The 14,644-nt window shown below is 53.3% G+C and carries 14 protein-coding genes; 6 read left to right on the top strand and 8 right to left on the bottom strand.

Annotated features, from left to right (window positions below; all coding sequences use genetic code 11):
* Positions 1–106 precede the first annotated feature (106 nt).
* Both bamJ and cycA read left to right on the top strand, forming a co-directional pair.
* Positions 107–727: a BamJ family beta-barrel-assembly machinery protein gene (gene bamJ / locus OGY72_RS18130; protein ID WP_032934269.1), complete on the top strand. Its 621-nt coding sequence runs from the start codon at positions 107–109 to the stop codon at positions 725–727.
* 308 nt (positions 728–1,035) lie between these two features.
* On the top strand, positions 1,036–2,445 hold the full coding sequence (cycA, locus tag OGY72_RS18135) for a D-serine/D-alanine/glycine transporter (protein ID WP_003830438.1): 1,410 nt from the start codon (positions 1,036–1,038) through the stop codon (positions 2,443–2,445).
* Positions 2,446–2,603: 158 nt separating this feature from the next.
* Here the strand turns inward: cycA and ytfE are convergent, their stop codons facing one another.
* Complete coding sequence (ytfE, locus tag OGY72_RS18140; RefSeq protein WP_003025690.1) at positions 2,604–3,266, bottom strand: iron-sulfur cluster repair protein YtfE; 663 nt, start codon at positions 3,264–3,266, stop codon at positions 2,604–2,606.
* A gap of 244 nt (positions 3,267–3,510) precedes the next feature.
* Between ytfE and OGY72_RS18145 the strand changes: the two genes are divergently transcribed.
* Positions 3,511–5,082 (top strand): methyl-accepting chemotaxis protein, encoded by a 1,572-nt coding sequence (locus OGY72_RS18145; protein ID WP_286548641.1) that lies wholly within the window; start codon positions 3,511–3,513, stop codon positions 5,080–5,082.
* A gap of 68 nt (positions 5,083–5,150) precedes the next feature.
* Here the strand turns inward: OGY72_RS18145 and OGY72_RS18150 are convergent, their stop codons facing one another.
* The 3 genes from OGY72_RS18150 to OGY72_RS18160 form a co-directional block, all read right to left on the bottom strand.
* Entirely contained in the window at positions 5,151–6,116 is a 966-nt protein-coding gene (locus tag OGY72_RS18150; RefSeq protein WP_063941648.1) for a DMT family transporter, read from the bottom strand.
* A gap of 76 nt (positions 6,117–6,192) precedes the next feature.
* On the bottom strand, positions 6,193–7,017 hold the full coding sequence (locus OGY72_RS18155; protein WP_126319443.1) for an AraC family transcriptional regulator: 825 nt from the start codon (positions 7,015–7,017) through the stop codon (positions 6,193–6,195).
* Between the two features lie 81 nt (positions 7,018–7,098).
* Positions 7,099–7,947 (bottom strand): SDR family oxidoreductase, encoded by an 849-nt coding sequence (locus tag OGY72_RS18160; protein WP_126319441.1) that lies wholly within the window; start codon positions 7,945–7,947, stop codon positions 7,099–7,101.
* 90 nt (positions 7,948–8,037) lie between these two features.
* Between OGY72_RS18160 and OGY72_RS18165 the strand changes: the two genes are divergently transcribed.
* Positions 8,038–8,418: a winged helix-turn-helix transcriptional regulator gene (locus OGY72_RS18165; RefSeq protein ID WP_032934267.1), complete on the top strand. Its 381-nt coding sequence runs from the start codon at positions 8,038–8,040 to the stop codon at positions 8,416–8,418.
* A 47-nt stretch (positions 8,419–8,465) separates the two neighbouring features.
* Here the strand turns inward: OGY72_RS18165 and cpdB are convergent, their stop codons facing one another.
* The gene (gene cpdB, locus OGY72_RS18170; protein WP_149384859.1) at positions 8,466–10,409 is read right to left on the bottom strand and encodes a 2',3'-cyclic-nucleotide 2'-phosphodiesterase; all 1,944 of its coding nucleotides are present in this window, start codon (positions 10,407–10,409) and stop codon (positions 8,466–8,468) included.
* A gap of 188 nt (positions 10,410–10,597) precedes the next feature.
* On the opposite strand from cpdB, the gene cysQ reads away from it, so the two are divergent.
* Positions 10,598–11,338: a 3'(2'),5'-bisphosphate nucleotidase CysQ gene (gene cysQ / locus OGY72_RS18175; protein ID WP_191234283.1), complete on the top strand. Its 741-nt coding sequence runs from the start codon at positions 10,598–10,600 to the stop codon at positions 11,336–11,338.
* Here cysQ and OGY72_RS18180 read toward each other — a convergent pair.
* Entirely contained in the window at positions 11,328–11,885 is a 558-nt protein-coding gene (locus OGY72_RS18180; protein ID WP_003830421.1) for a YtfJ family protein, read from the bottom strand. The genes cysQ and OGY72_RS18180 overlap by 11 nt on opposite strands.
* 328 nt (positions 11,886–12,213) lie before the next feature.
* On the opposite strand from OGY72_RS18180, the gene OGY72_RS18185 reads away from it, so the two are divergent.
* The gene (locus OGY72_RS18185) at positions 12,214–12,420 is read left to right on the top strand and encodes a DUF1107 domain-containing protein (protein ID WP_003025710.1); all 207 of its coding nucleotides are present in this window, start codon (positions 12,214–12,216) and stop codon (positions 12,418–12,420) included.
* A 66-nt stretch (positions 12,421–12,486) separates the two neighbouring features.
* Here the strand turns inward: OGY72_RS18185 and paeA are convergent, their stop codons facing one another.
* Together paeA and msrA are read right to left on the bottom strand one after the other, a co-directional pair.
* On the bottom strand, positions 12,487–13,827 hold the full coding sequence (gene paeA / locus OGY72_RS18190) for a polyamine export protein PaeA (RefSeq protein WP_003830418.1): 1,341 nt from the start codon (positions 13,825–13,827) through the stop codon (positions 12,487–12,489).
* Positions 13,828–13,977: 150 nt separating this feature from the next.
* On the bottom strand, positions 13,978–14,616 hold the full coding sequence (msrA, locus tag OGY72_RS18195) for a peptide-methionine (S)-S-oxide reductase MsrA (protein WP_003830412.1): 639 nt from the start codon (positions 14,614–14,616) through the stop codon (positions 13,978–13,980).
* Between the last annotated feature and the right edge of the window lie 28 nt (positions 14,617–14,644).

A 14,644-nucleotide genomic window follows, 5' to 3' on the forward strand; every position in this document is an offset into this window, starting at 1 on the left:
TTTATGTTTCCTCGCGATTTGTCATCTGTTCCCGAGACAAAGTTTTACCGGATGCGGCATGGCTGATATGCTGCCCGCTACTTTACATCCGATGAAAGGAAATATGATGGCTAACCCGACTTTTGACACTATCGAAGCGCAAGCAAGCTACGGCATTGGTTTGCAGGTAGGACAACAGCTGAGCGAATCCGGACTGGAAGGACTGTTGCCTGAAGCGCTGGTAGCGGGTATCGCTGACGCGCTGGAAGGTAAGCACCCGGCAGTGCCGGTTGATGTTGTGCATCGCGCACTGCGTGAAATCCACGAACGCGCTGATGCAGTACGTCGCGAGCGTTTCCAGGCTATGGCGGCTGATGGCGTCAAATATCTGGAAGAAAACCGTGAGAAAGACGGTGTGAACAGCACTGAATCTGGTTTGCAGTTCCGTGTTCTGACCCAGGGTGAAGGTGCTATTCCGGCACGTACTGACCGCGTTCGCGTGCACTACACCGGTAAACTGATCGACGGTACCGTGTTTGACAGCTCTGTCGCACGTGGCGAACCAGCTGAATTCCCGGTTAACGGCGTAATCCCAGGCTGGATTGAAGCGCTGACCCTGATGCCGGTAGGTTCCAAATGGGAACTGACTATTCCTCAGGAACTGGCTTACGGCGAGCGTGGCGCTGGCGCGTCCATTCCTCCGTTCAGCACGTTGGTGTTCGAAGTTGAGCTGCTTGAGATCCTGTAAGCAGTGATTTCTGTTCCCCCCAAGGCCGGGGGGAACAAAAAAATAGCGTGAAAAGCTATAGTTACGTCGTTGTCGATATTTTATCTTGCAAATGCCCCATCAGCGTGTATTTTTGTGAGCTGATTCGCGCTATCAGAGTGATATGACACTCACTTTAAACATTAAATTAACATTATATCTAAATCTTAGTATTCATCCCGCCAATTCTTACCTAATATCGATGAGTCCTGATAACAGGATCGTCGTATCATAGACACACTAAAGGCCGTAGAGCCTGAACAACACAGACAGGTACAGGAAGAAAAAACATGGTAGATCAGGTAAAAGTCGACACCGCTGAAGAGGCGTCGTCTGAACAGTCGCTACGGCGCAATCTCACAAACCGTCATATTCAACTTATTGCCATTGGTGGCGCTATCGGCACCGGCCTGTTTATGGGCTCCGGTAAAACTATCAGTCTCGCCGGACCGTCGATCATCTTTGTTTATATGATCATCGGTTTTATGCTGTTTTTCGTCATGCGGGCAATGGGGGAATTGCTGCTCTCGAATCTGGAGTACAAATCGTTTAGTGATTTCGCCTCCGACCTGCTCGGGCCATGGGCCGGGTATTTTACCGGTTGGACCTACTGGTTTTGCTGGGTCGTTACCGGGATGGCAGACGTGGTCGCGATTACCGCGTATGCGCAATTCTGGTTCCCCGAACTGTCAGACTGGGTCGCCTCGCTGGCGGTGATCGTGCTGCTGCTGAGCCTCAACCTCGCCACCGTAAAAATGTTCGGTGAGATGGAGTTCTGGTTTGCGATGATCAAAATCGTTGCCATCATCGGCCTGATTGTCGTCGGTCTGGTGATGGTGTTGACGCACTTCCAGTCGCCAACCGGCGTTCAGGCATCGTTCACGCACTTGTGGAATGACGGTGGCTGGTTCCCGAAAGGTCTGAGCGGCTTCTTTGCCGGCTTCCAGATAGCGGTGTTCGCGTTTGTGGGTATTGAGCTGGTGGGTACGACTGCAGCGGAAACCAAGGATCCGGAAAAATCGCTGCCGCGCGCCATTAACTCGATTCCAATCCGTATCATCATGTTCTACGTGTTCGCGCTGATCGTGATTATGTCCGTTACGCCGTGGAGCTCGGTAGTGCCAACCAAGAGCCCATTCGTTGAACTGTTTGTGCTGGTTGGTCTGCCTGCTGCGGCGAGCCTGATCAACTTTGTGGTGCTGACTTCAGCTGCCTCTTCTGCAAACAGCGGCGTGTTCTCTACCAGCCGTATGCTGTTCGGTCTGGCGCAGGAAGGCGTTGCGCCTAAAGCGTTTGCCAAGCTGTCTAAACGCGCAGTTCCGGCGAAGGGTTTAACCTTCTCCTGTATCTGTCTGCTGGGCGGCGTGGTGATGCTGTACGTGAACCCGAGCGTGATTGGCGCCTTCACCATGATCACCACCGTATCGGCGATTCTGTTCATGTTCGTCTGGACCATCATTCTTTGCTCATACCTGGTGTACCGCAAGCAGCGTCCTCACCTGCATGAAAAATCAATCTACAAGATGCCGTTAGGCAAGCTGATGTGCTGGGTATGTATGGCGTTCTTCGTCTTCGTACTGGTACTGCTGACGCTGGAAGATGATACCCGTCAGGCGCTGATCGTCACGCCGCTGTGGTTCATCGCGCTGGGTCTGGGCTGGTTGTTTATCGGTAAGAAACGTATGGCAGGTACGCGATAATCGCTAAGCAGTGAGATGTAGGCCGGATAAGGCGTTTACGCCGCATCCGGCATATGCCGCCGGCGCTGCGTTTATCAGGTCTACGTTCTGACACAAAAAAGGCCACATATGCAGTGGCCGAATTCGGACTTCAGAAAGGCGCTCTCGGGCGCCTTTTTTTATTCACCTGCGAGGGCACGCGGGAACAAAACATTGTTTTCCAGGCTGATGTGTTCCATCAGGTCGTCGATCATCTCGTTAATGCCGTTATACATGGCTTTCCAGGTAGTGCAGGCCTCTGGTGGCGGCGTTACGTTATGGGTGATGTGTTTGATCACTTCTACCAGTTCACCCGCATCGTCATGTTCGCTTTCCATCACGCTGATTGGCCCCATCGCCTGGCTACCCATGCCCTGTTTGATCATCGGGAACAGGATCTGTTCTTCTTTCATCATGTGGCTGGACAGCTCTTCATGCAGCATGGTCAGGTTTTTCGCCAGACCGCGCGGTACGTTCGGTTTGTCTGCGTGAACGCGTTCAACTTTAGTGGCCTGCAGGATCAGCTCCGGCAGCTGTTCGCGGTGTCTGTCGTGATAACGCACGATGATATGGTCGATGATTTCAGCCAGAGCCACGGTACGCCAGTCTTTCTCCAGCGGCTGTTCAGCCAGCTGCGCAAGCTGCGCCTCAATAACGTCTAAATCCAGCTCTTTACGCGCGGCAGCGCGTGCCAGCGTTTGCTTACCGCCGCAGCAGTAATCCATATCGTATTTACGAAACAGGGCCGAAGCGCGAGGAATAGAGAGCGCCAGTTCACCTAAAGGTTGATCGCGATATGACATTGCCGTTACCTCATTCTCAATAATATAAGATGTATTTTAAATGCAACTTATGGCAAAGGATATAACCCTTTCGGGGTGGGGTGTTTTGTGATGGACGTCACGAAAATTTCTTATCTCGTTAAGATGCTGAATCTTATTGGAAAGGAGAGGTACGGTGAAAAAAGCCGCACGACAGGATTAAATAAGCGCACGCCGCTGCCGATAGTTAGACCTCAGACAATACCTGCATAATAAAAGGCTACAGATGTTCAAACGAATCAAAGTGATAACCTTACTTATCACCGTGTTACTCGCGCTGGGCGCAATGCAGCTCATCTCCGCGGGCGTCTTTATTGGCGCACTCAATAACGATAAGCAGAACTTTAACGTGTCTCAACTTTCCAGCCAGAACGTGGCCGAGTTTACCGATGCGTGGATTAGCCTGAACCAGGCTCGCGTCACGCTCAACCGGGGCATGCTGCGTTTACAGGGAACGATGGCCAGCGAGATTAACGGCGGTCAGTTGCAGGAGCTGGTGAACACGGCAAATCGCCTGTTGGCCGAATCGAAAGATCATTACGATAAATACTACGCTCTGCCGGAAACGCCTGGGCTGGATGAGCATCTGGCCGATCGACTGGAAGAGCAGTACGGCATCTATTCTGCGACGCTGGCAAAAATGAACGTGCTGCTGGCTGAAGGAAAGCTGGAAGAGATGTTCAAGCAGAATGCCGAGCAAAAGCAAACGGCCATGCAGGAAGTTTATCGGCAATGGCGTAGTGCGCAAACGACGCTGGCCACTGCCGGAGTGCAGGACAATGAGAGTGATTACCAGAAGATAATCTGGCTGCTGTCCGCGGTGATGCTGATTGTCGTCACCGTGATTATCGCCAGTTGGCTGGCGATGCAGCGAGTGCTGCTCAAGCCGCTCCACGAGGTGATGGGACATATTCGCCACATTGCCGCAGGCGATTTGACGCACCCCATCAGCGCCGATGGCAGTAATGAAATGGCGCTGCTGGCAAGCAACGTCCGTGACATGCAGCAGGCGCTGGCGAATACGGTCAGCGTGGTGCGTGACGGGGCCGATACCATCTATACCGGCGCGGGTGAAATCGCCGCAGGCAGTAACGATCTCTCTTCACGTACCGAGCAGCAGGCCGCCTCTCTGGAAGAGACTGCTGCCAGCATGGAACAACTTACCGCAACCGTGAGACAGAACGCAGATAACGCGCGTCAGGCGACCAGTCTGGCAAAAAATGCTTCACAAACGGCGCAAAAAGGCGGAAACGTGGTCGATGGTGTGGTGCGTACGATGGATGAAATCGCCACCAGTTCCAGCAAAATCGCGCAAATTACCAATGTTATCGACGGCATTGCCTTCCAGACCAATATCCTTGCGCTAAACGCGGCGGTGGAAGCGGCGCGTGCGGGCGAGCAGGGACGCGGATTTGCCGTGGTCGCAGGCGAGGTTCGGACGCTGGCGCAGCGTAGCGCTCAGGCGGCGAAGGAGATCAAAGCGCTGATTAATGACTCGGGGAATCGGGTCAATGCCGGCACGGCGCTGGTGCATGAAGCGGGCGAAACGATGGCGGAAATAGTTAGCGCCGTGACCCGCGTGACCGACATCATGGGGGAGATTGCCTCAGCTTCTGATGAACAAAGTCGGGGTATCGATCAGGTAGGCCAGGCGGTTGCCGAAATGGATCGCGTGACCCAGCAAAACGCCTCGCTGGTAGAAGAGTCCGCTTCCGCCGCTGCCGCGCTTGAAGAGCAGGCCGCGCGGTTGAACCAGACGGTAGCGGTGTTTAAAGTGTCGCGCCGGATGGCGGCGTAAACGCCTTATCCGGCCTACATGAGATCGTACAATCCTTGTAGGCCGGATAAGCAGCGCCATCCGGCACATTATGATTGTGAAACCACCACGACGCTCGGTTTCTGTGGCTTGGCTCTGACGGCTATCACCACCCCAACCATCAGCAGCGCAATTCCGCTAACCGTCAGCAGAGGTGGAAATTCCTCGCGCAGAATAAAGGTGTACAACAGGCCAGCCAGCGTTTCGAAGACAATCAGCGGGCCGAGGATCACCGTCGGTAATTTTTGGCTGGCGACGTTCCAGCACAATGCGCCAACCCACGAACACAATACCGCAATGGCTATCATCAGACCGATAAACACGCCCGGACGCGGACCGAAGGGCAGAGCGAAGTCCGGCGTTTGCCCGTTAAGCCACAGGCAGGCGGCAATGTAACCGACCAGAGAAACAGGCAACGTTACCAGAGCTTGGGCCGTCGCCCACATCATCGGGTGCTTATCCGGATTCTCGCGCAGCCAGCGGGCATTACGCAGCGCATACCATGCCCAACACACCACCGAGACAAGCGCCAACGCGATGCCGGAACCATAACGCCAGCCACTAAAGTCTGGTAACCCCTGATTCAGCTCCGAGATATTCACGCACAGCAGTCCTATACCAATCAATACCAGCGCAGGCGACAGACGCCACCATGATAATTTGCCGTCACGCTGGCTGTAGAGCAGGTTAGCGAAGACCGGGATCACCACCGGTAATGTACCAATAATCATCGTGGAGACCGGTGCGCCGGTGCGCTGGATGGCGCTTGCCAGGCAAACGTAATAAATCAGATTCCCCATCATTGTTAGCGTCAGCGCAGTTACCCAGTCTTTCCGCACAAGTTGACGCAGGCGCGCACGTCCCAGCCAGGCAATCGGCAATGCGATCAGCCCCAGCGCCAGATAACGCCCCATCGACTGCAATACCGCCGGGTATTCCGGTACGATCAGCGGTCCAACAAAAATTAATCCCCACATCAGCCCGGCCAACAGGGCATACAACACACCGCTAATCATTTTTGACATCCACATCGTTTAACAATGAGTCGAGTGTAGGCAGGAAAAATGCCGCCGTATTGTATGAGATTGCTGATCAACGCCGGACGACTTGTTTCTGATAACGTACCGGCGTAATGCCGTAGCGATGGGTAAACGCGCGGGTGAGATGCGACTGGTCGGTGAGGCCGGTTGCGGCGGCGACCTCTGCGGCGGGCATACCGTAAGTGAGAAAACCTTTGGCTCGCCATAGGCGGATCGCCATCAGCATCTGGTGCGGCGTGACGTGGAAATGAGATTTAAACTGGCGCTGAAAATGCCAGGGACTCAGCGATGCAACCCGCGCCAGCTCGTCGAGCGTGACCGGATGCATATAATTATCGTGCAGATACTCGCGTACCCGTTCAAAGCGATGCGCCCCCTCCGTCAATACCGGCGCATGGCGGGCCAGTGGCTGGAACGTGTCGATCAGATCGAGTAGAAGTCCTTTTTGCGCCAGCGGATCTTCCGTGTTCCACAGGCTGTGGATCAGCGAGCAGATCTGGCGCGAGCGCAGCGGATCGTGACGCGTTACGTCATGAAACCACCAGTGGCGGATCCCGGTGACCTCTTCCAGAAGGTAGGGTTCAAGATAAATCATCCGATAGCGCCAGCCGTCGGCGGTTTCGGCTTCGCCGGTATGCAGCTCATCGGGATTCATGGTGACGACGGAATGGGCGGGGGCAACATACTGCGTGCCGCGATAGCGAAAACGTTCGGCTCCGGCTTCTATCGCGCCAATGCCAAACGCTTCATGGGTGTGCGGCTCGAAAGCGTAACGCGAGATGTGCGCATGATACAGCTCAACGCCCGGCACCTGCGCCAGATGGCGAAAGCGGGCGCTGTCTTTCTCATCAATAAACTGCTCAGGTACACCTTGCACGTTTTCTCTCCCCACGCATCATCCTGTCATTATCAGAGAGGATGCGCGGGGATGCCACCACAATTAACTAATTTTTAACACTTACACGATGCCTTTGACACTGTCAGCCAACGAGGTGGTCGGGCGACCAATCAGTTTGCTCAGCGTATGGCTGTCGTCGAACAGACCGCCTTTGGAGGCGCCAGTGTCTGAGTCAGCCAGCATGTCCGCCAGCCCGGCAGGCAGGCCTATACCTTTAAGTGCGGCGGCAAAATCTGCTTCGCTCAGGTTCTGATACACCACTTTTTTACCACTCTGTTTTGCCAGCTCGGCAGCCAACTGGCTCAGGGTCCAGCCTGCGTCGCCCGCCAGCTCATAAGTTTTACCGGAATGAACGTCTTCACTGATGACGCGCGCGGCGGCAGCGGCATAGTCGGCGCGGGTCGCTGAGGCGATTTTGCCTTCACCTGCAGCCCCGATAAACACGCCGTGTTCCAGTGCAGCCGGTGCGCTGGCGAGATAGTTTTCGGTGTACCAGCCGTTACGCAGCAGCGCGTATGCGATACCGGATTCAGCCAGCATCTTCTCGGTTGCCACATGCTCATCAGCCAGCCCCAGCGGGGAGGTGTCGGCGTGCAGCAGGCTGGTGTAGGCGATGAATTTCACGTGCGCGGCTTTCGCTGCGTTAATCACGTTGCGATGCTGCGAGGCGCGTTGTCCCACTTCGCTGGAGGAGATTAGCAGTAGCTTGTCGATACCCTGTAAGGCAGCCGTCAAGGCGGCTTCATCGCTGTAATCCGCCTGACGAACGGTAATGCCCTGCTGGCTAAGCGCCGTCGCTTTAGCGGGATTACGCACAATTGCCACAATCTGGCTGGCAGGAACGGTTTTCAGCAGAGATTCAATAACATGTTGGCCCAGTTGGCCGGTGGCGCCGGTAATTGCGATCATGGAGTGACTCCTTGGTATTGGTCTTGTGTTTAATCACGCTAACACCTAAACTTACTTTTAGTAAGTACGCACAAAAAGGTTAGTATGAAAATGACAGCTTCGACGCTCTCCCAGCAGTTACGCGATGGCAACTTGTTTGCCGAACAGTGTCCCTCCCGCGAGGTGTTAAAACATGTCACCAGCCGCTGGGGCGTGTTGATTCTGGTGGCGCTGCGCGACGGTACGCACCGTTTCAGCGATTTGCGCCGTAAGATGGGCGGGGTCAGTGAAAAGATGCTGGCGCAATCCCTGCAAGCGTTAGAGCATGACGGGTTTATCAATCGGGTGTCGTATCCGGTGGTACCGCCGCACGTGGAGTATAGCCTGACGCCGTTGGGTGAGCAGGTGAGCGATAAAGTCGCCGCGCTGGCGGACTGGATAGAACTGAATTTGCCGCAGGTTTTAGCGCAGCGGGACGAACGGGCTGCGTAGTTTTGTAGGCCGGATAAGACGCTATTGCGCCGCATCCGGCACGAAAATTACTTACTTAAATCCAGCTGATAAATAGCGAAACCGATGTCATCGGTCGCGACTTTCTTCAGCGGATACTGGCCTTTCTCTTTAATAAATGCCGCGGCTTTATCAGACGGTGATGTTTCAAAGCGAATATCCAGTGGTGTGTCGCTATGAATTGGCGCCAGACGCCAGTTGTTATCTGCCGCCGGGTGAATTTCACCGGTACGCTTCGTCTCTGCACCAATCCACGCCGCCAGCACCGAGCGGTTTTCATCCGGAGAGGCAAACGCGATGTGGCTGTCGCCGGTTCCGGCAAACTTACCGCCGTAGGCGCGGTAGTTGTTGGTCGCGACGAGGAAGGTGGCATTCGGATCGATTGGTTTGCCGTTAAAGGTCAGATTTTTAATACGTTCCGCTTTCGGGTTAATGGTCTGACATTCACCGTCGTAGCGGGCGGGTTGTGAAACATCAATCTGATAATTCACGCCGTCAATCACGTCGAAGTTATAGGTACGGAAGCCATCCCAGTTAATCAACGACTGTGGTTTGCTGCTGTGGATATCAATCTGATTGAACTGCCCGGCGGAACATTCCAGCCATTCTTTCACCTCTTTACCGCTGGCTTTCACCACCACCAGAGTGTTGGGATAGAGATACAAATCAGCGGCGTTACGGAAGGTTAACTGACCTTTTTCGACTTCTACGAAGCTTGCCGGATCGTTCTTGCGTCCACCGACCTTAAACGGCGCGGCGGCGGAAAGTACCGGCAGTTTTGCCAGATCCGGATCGCCCTGAATAAAGTGTTCCACATAGGCTTTCTGCGCGTTGTTCACCACCTGTACGGTCGGGTCATCCTGTACCAGCGCCAGATAGCTGTACATGTTGTCGGCGGATTTACCGATCGGTTTGCTGACAAACTCACGCGTGGCGTCGTGATCGGCTTTCAGGATCTCAACGATTTTTTTGTCTTCTGCTGCCAGTGATTTTTTTGCTACGGCGTCATAGATCGGGCGCGCCTCGGCTTTCGCCTGAGTGACCTGCCATTTACCGCTGTCGTTATTCAGCACTAAATCCACCACGCCCAGGTGATCGCCCCACATACCCGGCATCACCGCAGGAACCCCATTCAGCGTACCTTTTGTGATATCTGCGCCTTTAATATTGGCAAAGTCTTTACCCGGGAAGACGGCGTGAGCGTGACCAAACATAATGGCATCCACGCCCGGTACTTCACTGAGGTAATAAACGGAGTTTTCCGCCATCGTTTGATATGGGTCGGCAGAAAGCCCGGAGTGAGCAACCACCACCACGACATCGGCGCCTTTTTCTCTCATTTCCGGAACGTATTTGCGTGCGGTTTCCGTAATGTCGTTCACCGTCACTTTACCGCTGAGGTTGGCTTTATCCCAGGTCATAATCTGCGGTGGCACAAAGCCGATATAGCCAATCTTCAGCGTTTGCTTGTTCCCTTCCTTGTCGACCACCTCAGTGTCTTTGATCAAGTAAGGCGTAAATAGCGGCTTCTTGGTCTTAACGTCGATGATATTGGCGTTAACGTAAGGGAATTTCGCCCCGGCCAGCGCGTTGTGCAGATACTCCAGACCGTAGTTGAATTCATGGTTGCCGAGGTTACCCACCGCGTAATCCAGGGTATTCAGCGCCTTATATACCGGGTGTGTTTCGCCCGCTTTCAGCCCCTTGGCCGCCATGTAATCCCCGAGCGGGCTGCCCTGAATCAGATCGCCATTATCAACCAGCACGCTGTTTTTGACTTCACCACGCGCAGCGTTGATCAGACTTGCCGTACGTACCAGACCGAATTTTTCAGTCGGTGTATCTTTGTAATAATCGAAATCCATCATATTGCTATGCAAATCAGTGGTTTCCATTATACGCAGATCGACGGTCGCGGCATTGACGCTGGCTGCAATCAGCGTTGCCAGAAGCGTTGCACTAAACTTAATCATCAGGGGCATCCTTTTAAGATCTAAGCCACAAAAGAAAATGTATATAAATCTTCTTGCTTACAGAACTGTGAATCATGACATGAATATAGCGTTTAAAACCGCAGACGCTATCACAGTTGGCGGATCCCCTGACGATCGGGTATAAGTAAAACAACGAGTTAACACCACTGACAGAAACGAGGTGGAGAATGCTAGAACATGTATGCCAGCTTGCACGGAACGCGGGCGATGCCATTATGCAGGTCTACGATGGAATCAAACCGATGGAGATTACCAGCAAGCAGGATGATTCTCCGGTCACGGCGGCAGATATCGCCGCACATACGGTGATCCTCGAAGGATTACTGGCGCTGACGCCGGATATTCCGGTTCTGTCTGAAGAGGCGCCTCCTGGCTGGGATGTTCGCCAGCACTGGCAGCGCTACTGGCTGGTGGACCCGCTGGACGGGACCAAAGAGTTCATTAAGCGTAACGGTGAGTTTACCGTCAATATTGCGCTGATCGAGAAAGGAAAGCCGGTTCTGGGCGTGGTTTACGCGCCGGTAATGAAAGTGATGTACAGCGCAGCAGAAGGTAAAGCGTGGAAAGAAGAGTGCGGCGTACGCAAACAAATTCAGGTTCGTGACGCGCGTCCGCCGCTGGTGGTGATTAGCCGCTCGCATGCCGACAATGAGTTAAAAGAGTATCTGCAACAGTTGGGCGAGCACCAGACCACGTCGATTGGCTCATCGCTGAAGTTCTGCCTGGTGGCGGAAGGGCACGCGCAGCTGTATCCGCGTTTTGGGCCAACCAACGTGTGGGACACCGCCGCTGGCCATGCCGTTGCCGCCGCAGCCGGAGCGCACGTTCACGACTGGCAGGGGAAAACTCTGGATTACACCCCACGTGAATCGTTCCTCAACCCCGGCTTCCGCGTCTCTATTTACTGAGTAATTTATGCAGCAGGGCAATCACCTGCTGCACCTCTTCCTGCGTTAATGCGCCATCTTTTGCCCACTGCACGCGTCCGTCCTTGTCGAGAACGACAATTGCTGAACTCTCTTCATCAAGTTGCCAGGCTTTACGCGCAATGCCATTGCTGTCGACAATGAATTGCGACCACGGGTAGAGCTTCTTATTGCTCTCCAGACTGCTGCGCACAAACATACCGGAGCCGGGAATGGCGTCATCTGTGTTGACGATAGTGGTGGTCTGGTATTTGTCGTGCGGCAGGTTGGCGGCTTTGATTGCCTCGATCAGCGTCGCATTTTTCTCTTTGGCGGAGGTGCGTCCGGCAATGTGTTGCACAATTCGCACTTTGCCTGGCAACTGCGCGCTATTCCAGCTTTTGTAGCTAAACTTATCGTTATCGAGAATCAGTTCGCCGCGATCGGCGATCCCCACCGGCGGTACGCGCTGGTCAGTCTCAAACTTATGTGCGGAGGCAATCATCGGCAGTAGCAGGCACGACAGCGCCAGCAGTTTTCGTAAGGTCATAGTTTTTCCTTCTCTCTTTTATTTTGCAGGTGATCCGACCACTTGGGTCTGGAATTTAATCATATGTGCGAATGATGCTTTTTCCCGCAAGCGCGATGCCAGTTTGCGGACGGGCGCACAAATCCTGCGAAAAATGAAGGCTTATACTGAAGACAGCGAAGCGTTGAAAAGATAATTCTGAATAATTGTAACTTGAAGGTAAATAAACTTATACACGCTGGAAACATCAACGAGATAGTCTATAGTCATAGGGCATTAAAATTTGCGCCTGAGGATTGTCGGACCGATTGTGGTACCGCAAAGGCGTAATGCTCAGCAGGAGACAACAATGAAAATTTTCCAACGATACAACCCGCTGCAGGTGGCGAAGTACGTGAAGATCCTGTTTCGTGGACGGTTATATATCAAGGATGTAGGCGCTTTTGAATTTGATAAGGGTAAGATTCTTATCCCAAAAGTGAAGGACAAACTGCATTTTTCCGTGATGTCCGAAGTTAACCGTCAGGTCTTGCGTCTGCAAACTGAGATGGCTTGATCAAAGTGCTATGCAGTAGTTAAAAAAACGGCTCCTGATGGGAGCCGTTGATGTTTCTGTAGGGCGTTAAGACGCCTTTGCCTCTTCTTTTGCATCTGGCAGTTTTGGTACCAGAACAGTAGGTTTGCTGTCCAGACGCGTCACCAGCAGCTGATCGATCTTGTAGTTATCGATATCCACCACTTCAAATTTGTAGCCTGAATACTTCACCGAGTCGGTGCGTTTCGGGATTTTACGCAGCATGAACATCATAAAACCACCAATGGTTTCATAGTTGCCAGACTGCGGGAATTCGTCGATATCCAGCACGCGCATCACGTCATCAATCGGTGTACCGCCGTCGACTAACCATGAGTTTTCATCACGTGCCACAATCTGCTCTTCCAGACCCTGACCTACCAGATCGCCCATCAGCGTCGTCATAACGTCGTTGAGGGTGATAATCCCCACCACCAGCGCGTACTCGTTCATGATGACGGCAAAGTCTTCGCCTGCGGTTTTGAAGCTTTCCAGCGCTTCAGAGAGCGTCAGCGTGTCCGGGACGATCAGCGTATTGCGGATCTGTACTCCGCTGTTCAGCGCCATGCTTTGGTTCGCCAGTACGCGGTTGAGGAGATCCTTTGAATCAACATAACCAATGATGTGGTCGATATCTTCGTTACACACCAGGAATTTGGAGTGAGGATGTTCCGCCACCTTGTTTTTCAGGCTTTGCTCATCTTCATGGAGATCGAACCAGATAATATTCTCGCGCGAGGTCATTGAAGACGGGACGGTACGGGATTCCAGTTCGAATACATTTTCAATCAGCTCATGCTCCTGCTTGCGCAGAACACCCGCCAGCGCACCCGCTTCGACTACGGCGTAAATGTCGTCCGAGGTGATGTCGTCTTTACGCACCATTGGGATCTTAAACAGACGGAAAATGTTGTTTGCCAGACCGTTAAAGAACCATACCAGCGGGCGGAAGACCAGCAGGCAGAAGCGCATCGGGTTGATGATACGCAAAGCCACAGCTTCTGGCGCAATCATACCGATGCGTTTCGGGGTTAAATCCGCGAACAGGATGAACAGGCCAGTAACCAGCGAGAACGACAGAATAAAGCTTAACTGTTCGGACAGCTCTGGAGTGAAGTACTTCGAGAAAAGGCTGTAAAACGCCGGGGAGAATGCTGCATCACCGACGATACCGCCGAGAATGGCGACCGCGTTAAGGCCAATTTGCACGACGGTAAAAAACATGCCGGGGTTTTCCTGCATCTTCAAAACACGTTGTGCGTTTACGTTGCCTTCATCGGCAAGCAGTTTAAGTTTTATTTTGCGTGATGCAGCAAGCGAGATCTCAGATATCGAGAAAAACGCACTCACGGCGATCAGGCAGAGAATGACTAAAATACTGTTTAACATATCTTATCCGACCGTTCAGGTCAGATCCTCGGAAGGGAGAAGTTGATAAATCCGTGTGAAATACACATTGAAAACCGGCTCGTGGAAGTGAGCCGGTAAATTCAGAAGCTAGTATAGCGTAAGGCACTGTAAAGTCGCCAGAGGGGGAAATTATCCTTGTGGCGGCAGGCAAACACCAATACCACCAATGCCACAATATCCGTAAGGATTTTTGTGCAGATACTGCTGGTGATCGTCCTCGGCATAATAGAACGGGGTTGCCGTAGTGATTTCCGTGGTAATGGTGCGCTCGTCGCCTGCGGCGGTCATTGCTGCCTGAAAACGCTCAAGGCTGGCCTGTGCGGCGGCGGTTTGTTCCGGCGTTAACGGGTAAATGGCGGAGCGATACTGCGTGCCCTGGTCGTTCCCCTGACGCATGCCTTGAGCCGGGTCGTGATTTTCCCAGAACACCTGCAGCAGTTGTTCGTAGCTGATAACATGCGGGTCATAGACGATGCGTACCGCTTCGGCATGCCCGGTATCGCCAGAACACACTTCCCGATAGGTTGGGTTTGGGGTGTAGCCGCCGGTGTACCCGGCCGCCGTGCTGTAGACCCCTGGCAATGACCAAAATAAACGCTCAACGCCCCAGAAGCATCCCATGGCGAAATAAGCTATCTCCATACCGTCGGGCACATTGGTCATCGAATGTTGGTTAACCGCATGCAGCGTTGCCACTGGCATCGGGGTGTTGCGTCCAGGTAGGGCATCTGCTTGAGTAACAAGATGCTTTCTATCAAATAAACTCATGGCCGTTCTCCCGAAATCAGTCATTTGG

It is taken from the genome of Citrobacter sp. Cpo221 (assembly GCF_030332345.1).
In the GTDB taxonomy this organism is placed as follows: Bacteria; Pseudomonadota; Gammaproteobacteria; order Enterobacterales; family Enterobacteriaceae; genus Citrobacter; species Citrobacter portucalensis.

Bases quoted from the DNA above. Each gene is read 5' to 3' on its own strand.
- cysQ (WP_191234283.1), top strand. From the start codon at position 10,598: ATGCTAGAACATGTATGCCAGCTTGCACGGAACGCGGGCGATGCCATT.
- bamJ (WP_032934269.1), top strand. From the start codon at position 107: ATGGCTAACCCGACTTTTGACACTATCGAAGCGCAAGCAAGCTACGGC.
- msrA (WP_003830412.1), bottom strand. From the start codon at position 14,616: ATGAGTTTATTTGATAGAAAGCATCTTGTTACTCAAGCAGATGCCCTA.
- OGY72_RS18150 (WP_063941648.1), bottom strand. From the start codon at position 6,116: ATGATTAGCGGTGTGTTGTATGCCCTGTTGGCCGGGCTGATGTGGGGA.
- OGY72_RS18160 (WP_126319441.1), bottom strand. From the start codon at position 7,947: ATGATCGCAATTACCGGCGCCACCGGCCAACTGGGCCAACATGTTATT.
- ytfE (WP_003025690.1), bottom strand. From the start codon at position 3,266: ATGTCATATCGCGATCAACCTTTAGGTGAACTGGCGCTCTCTATTCCT.
- paeA (WP_003830418.1), bottom strand. From the start codon at position 13,827: ATGTTAAACAGTATTTTAGTCATTCTCTGCCTGATCGCCGTGAGTGCG.
- OGY72_RS18165 (WP_032934267.1), top strand. From the start codon at position 8,038: ATGACAGCTTCGACGCTCTCCCAGCAGTTACGCGATGGCAACTTGTTT.
- OGY72_RS18180 (WP_003830421.1), bottom strand. From the start codon at position 11,885: ATGACCTTACGAAAACTGCTGGCGCTGTCGTGCCTGCTACTGCCGATG.
- OGY72_RS18145 (WP_286548641.1), top strand. From the start codon at position 3,511: ATGTTCAAACGAATCAAAGTGATAACCTTACTTATCACCGTGTTACTC.
- cpdB (WP_149384859.1), bottom strand. From the start codon at position 10,409: ATGATTAAGTTTAGTGCAACGCTTCTGGCAACGCTGATTGCAGCCAGC.
- OGY72_RS18185 (WP_003025710.1), top strand. From the start codon at position 12,214: ATGAAAATTTTCCAACGATACAACCCGCTGCAGGTGGCGAAGTACGTG.
- cycA (WP_003830438.1), top strand. From the start codon at position 1,036: ATGGTAGATCAGGTAAAAGTCGACACCGCTGAAGAGGCGTCGTCTGAA.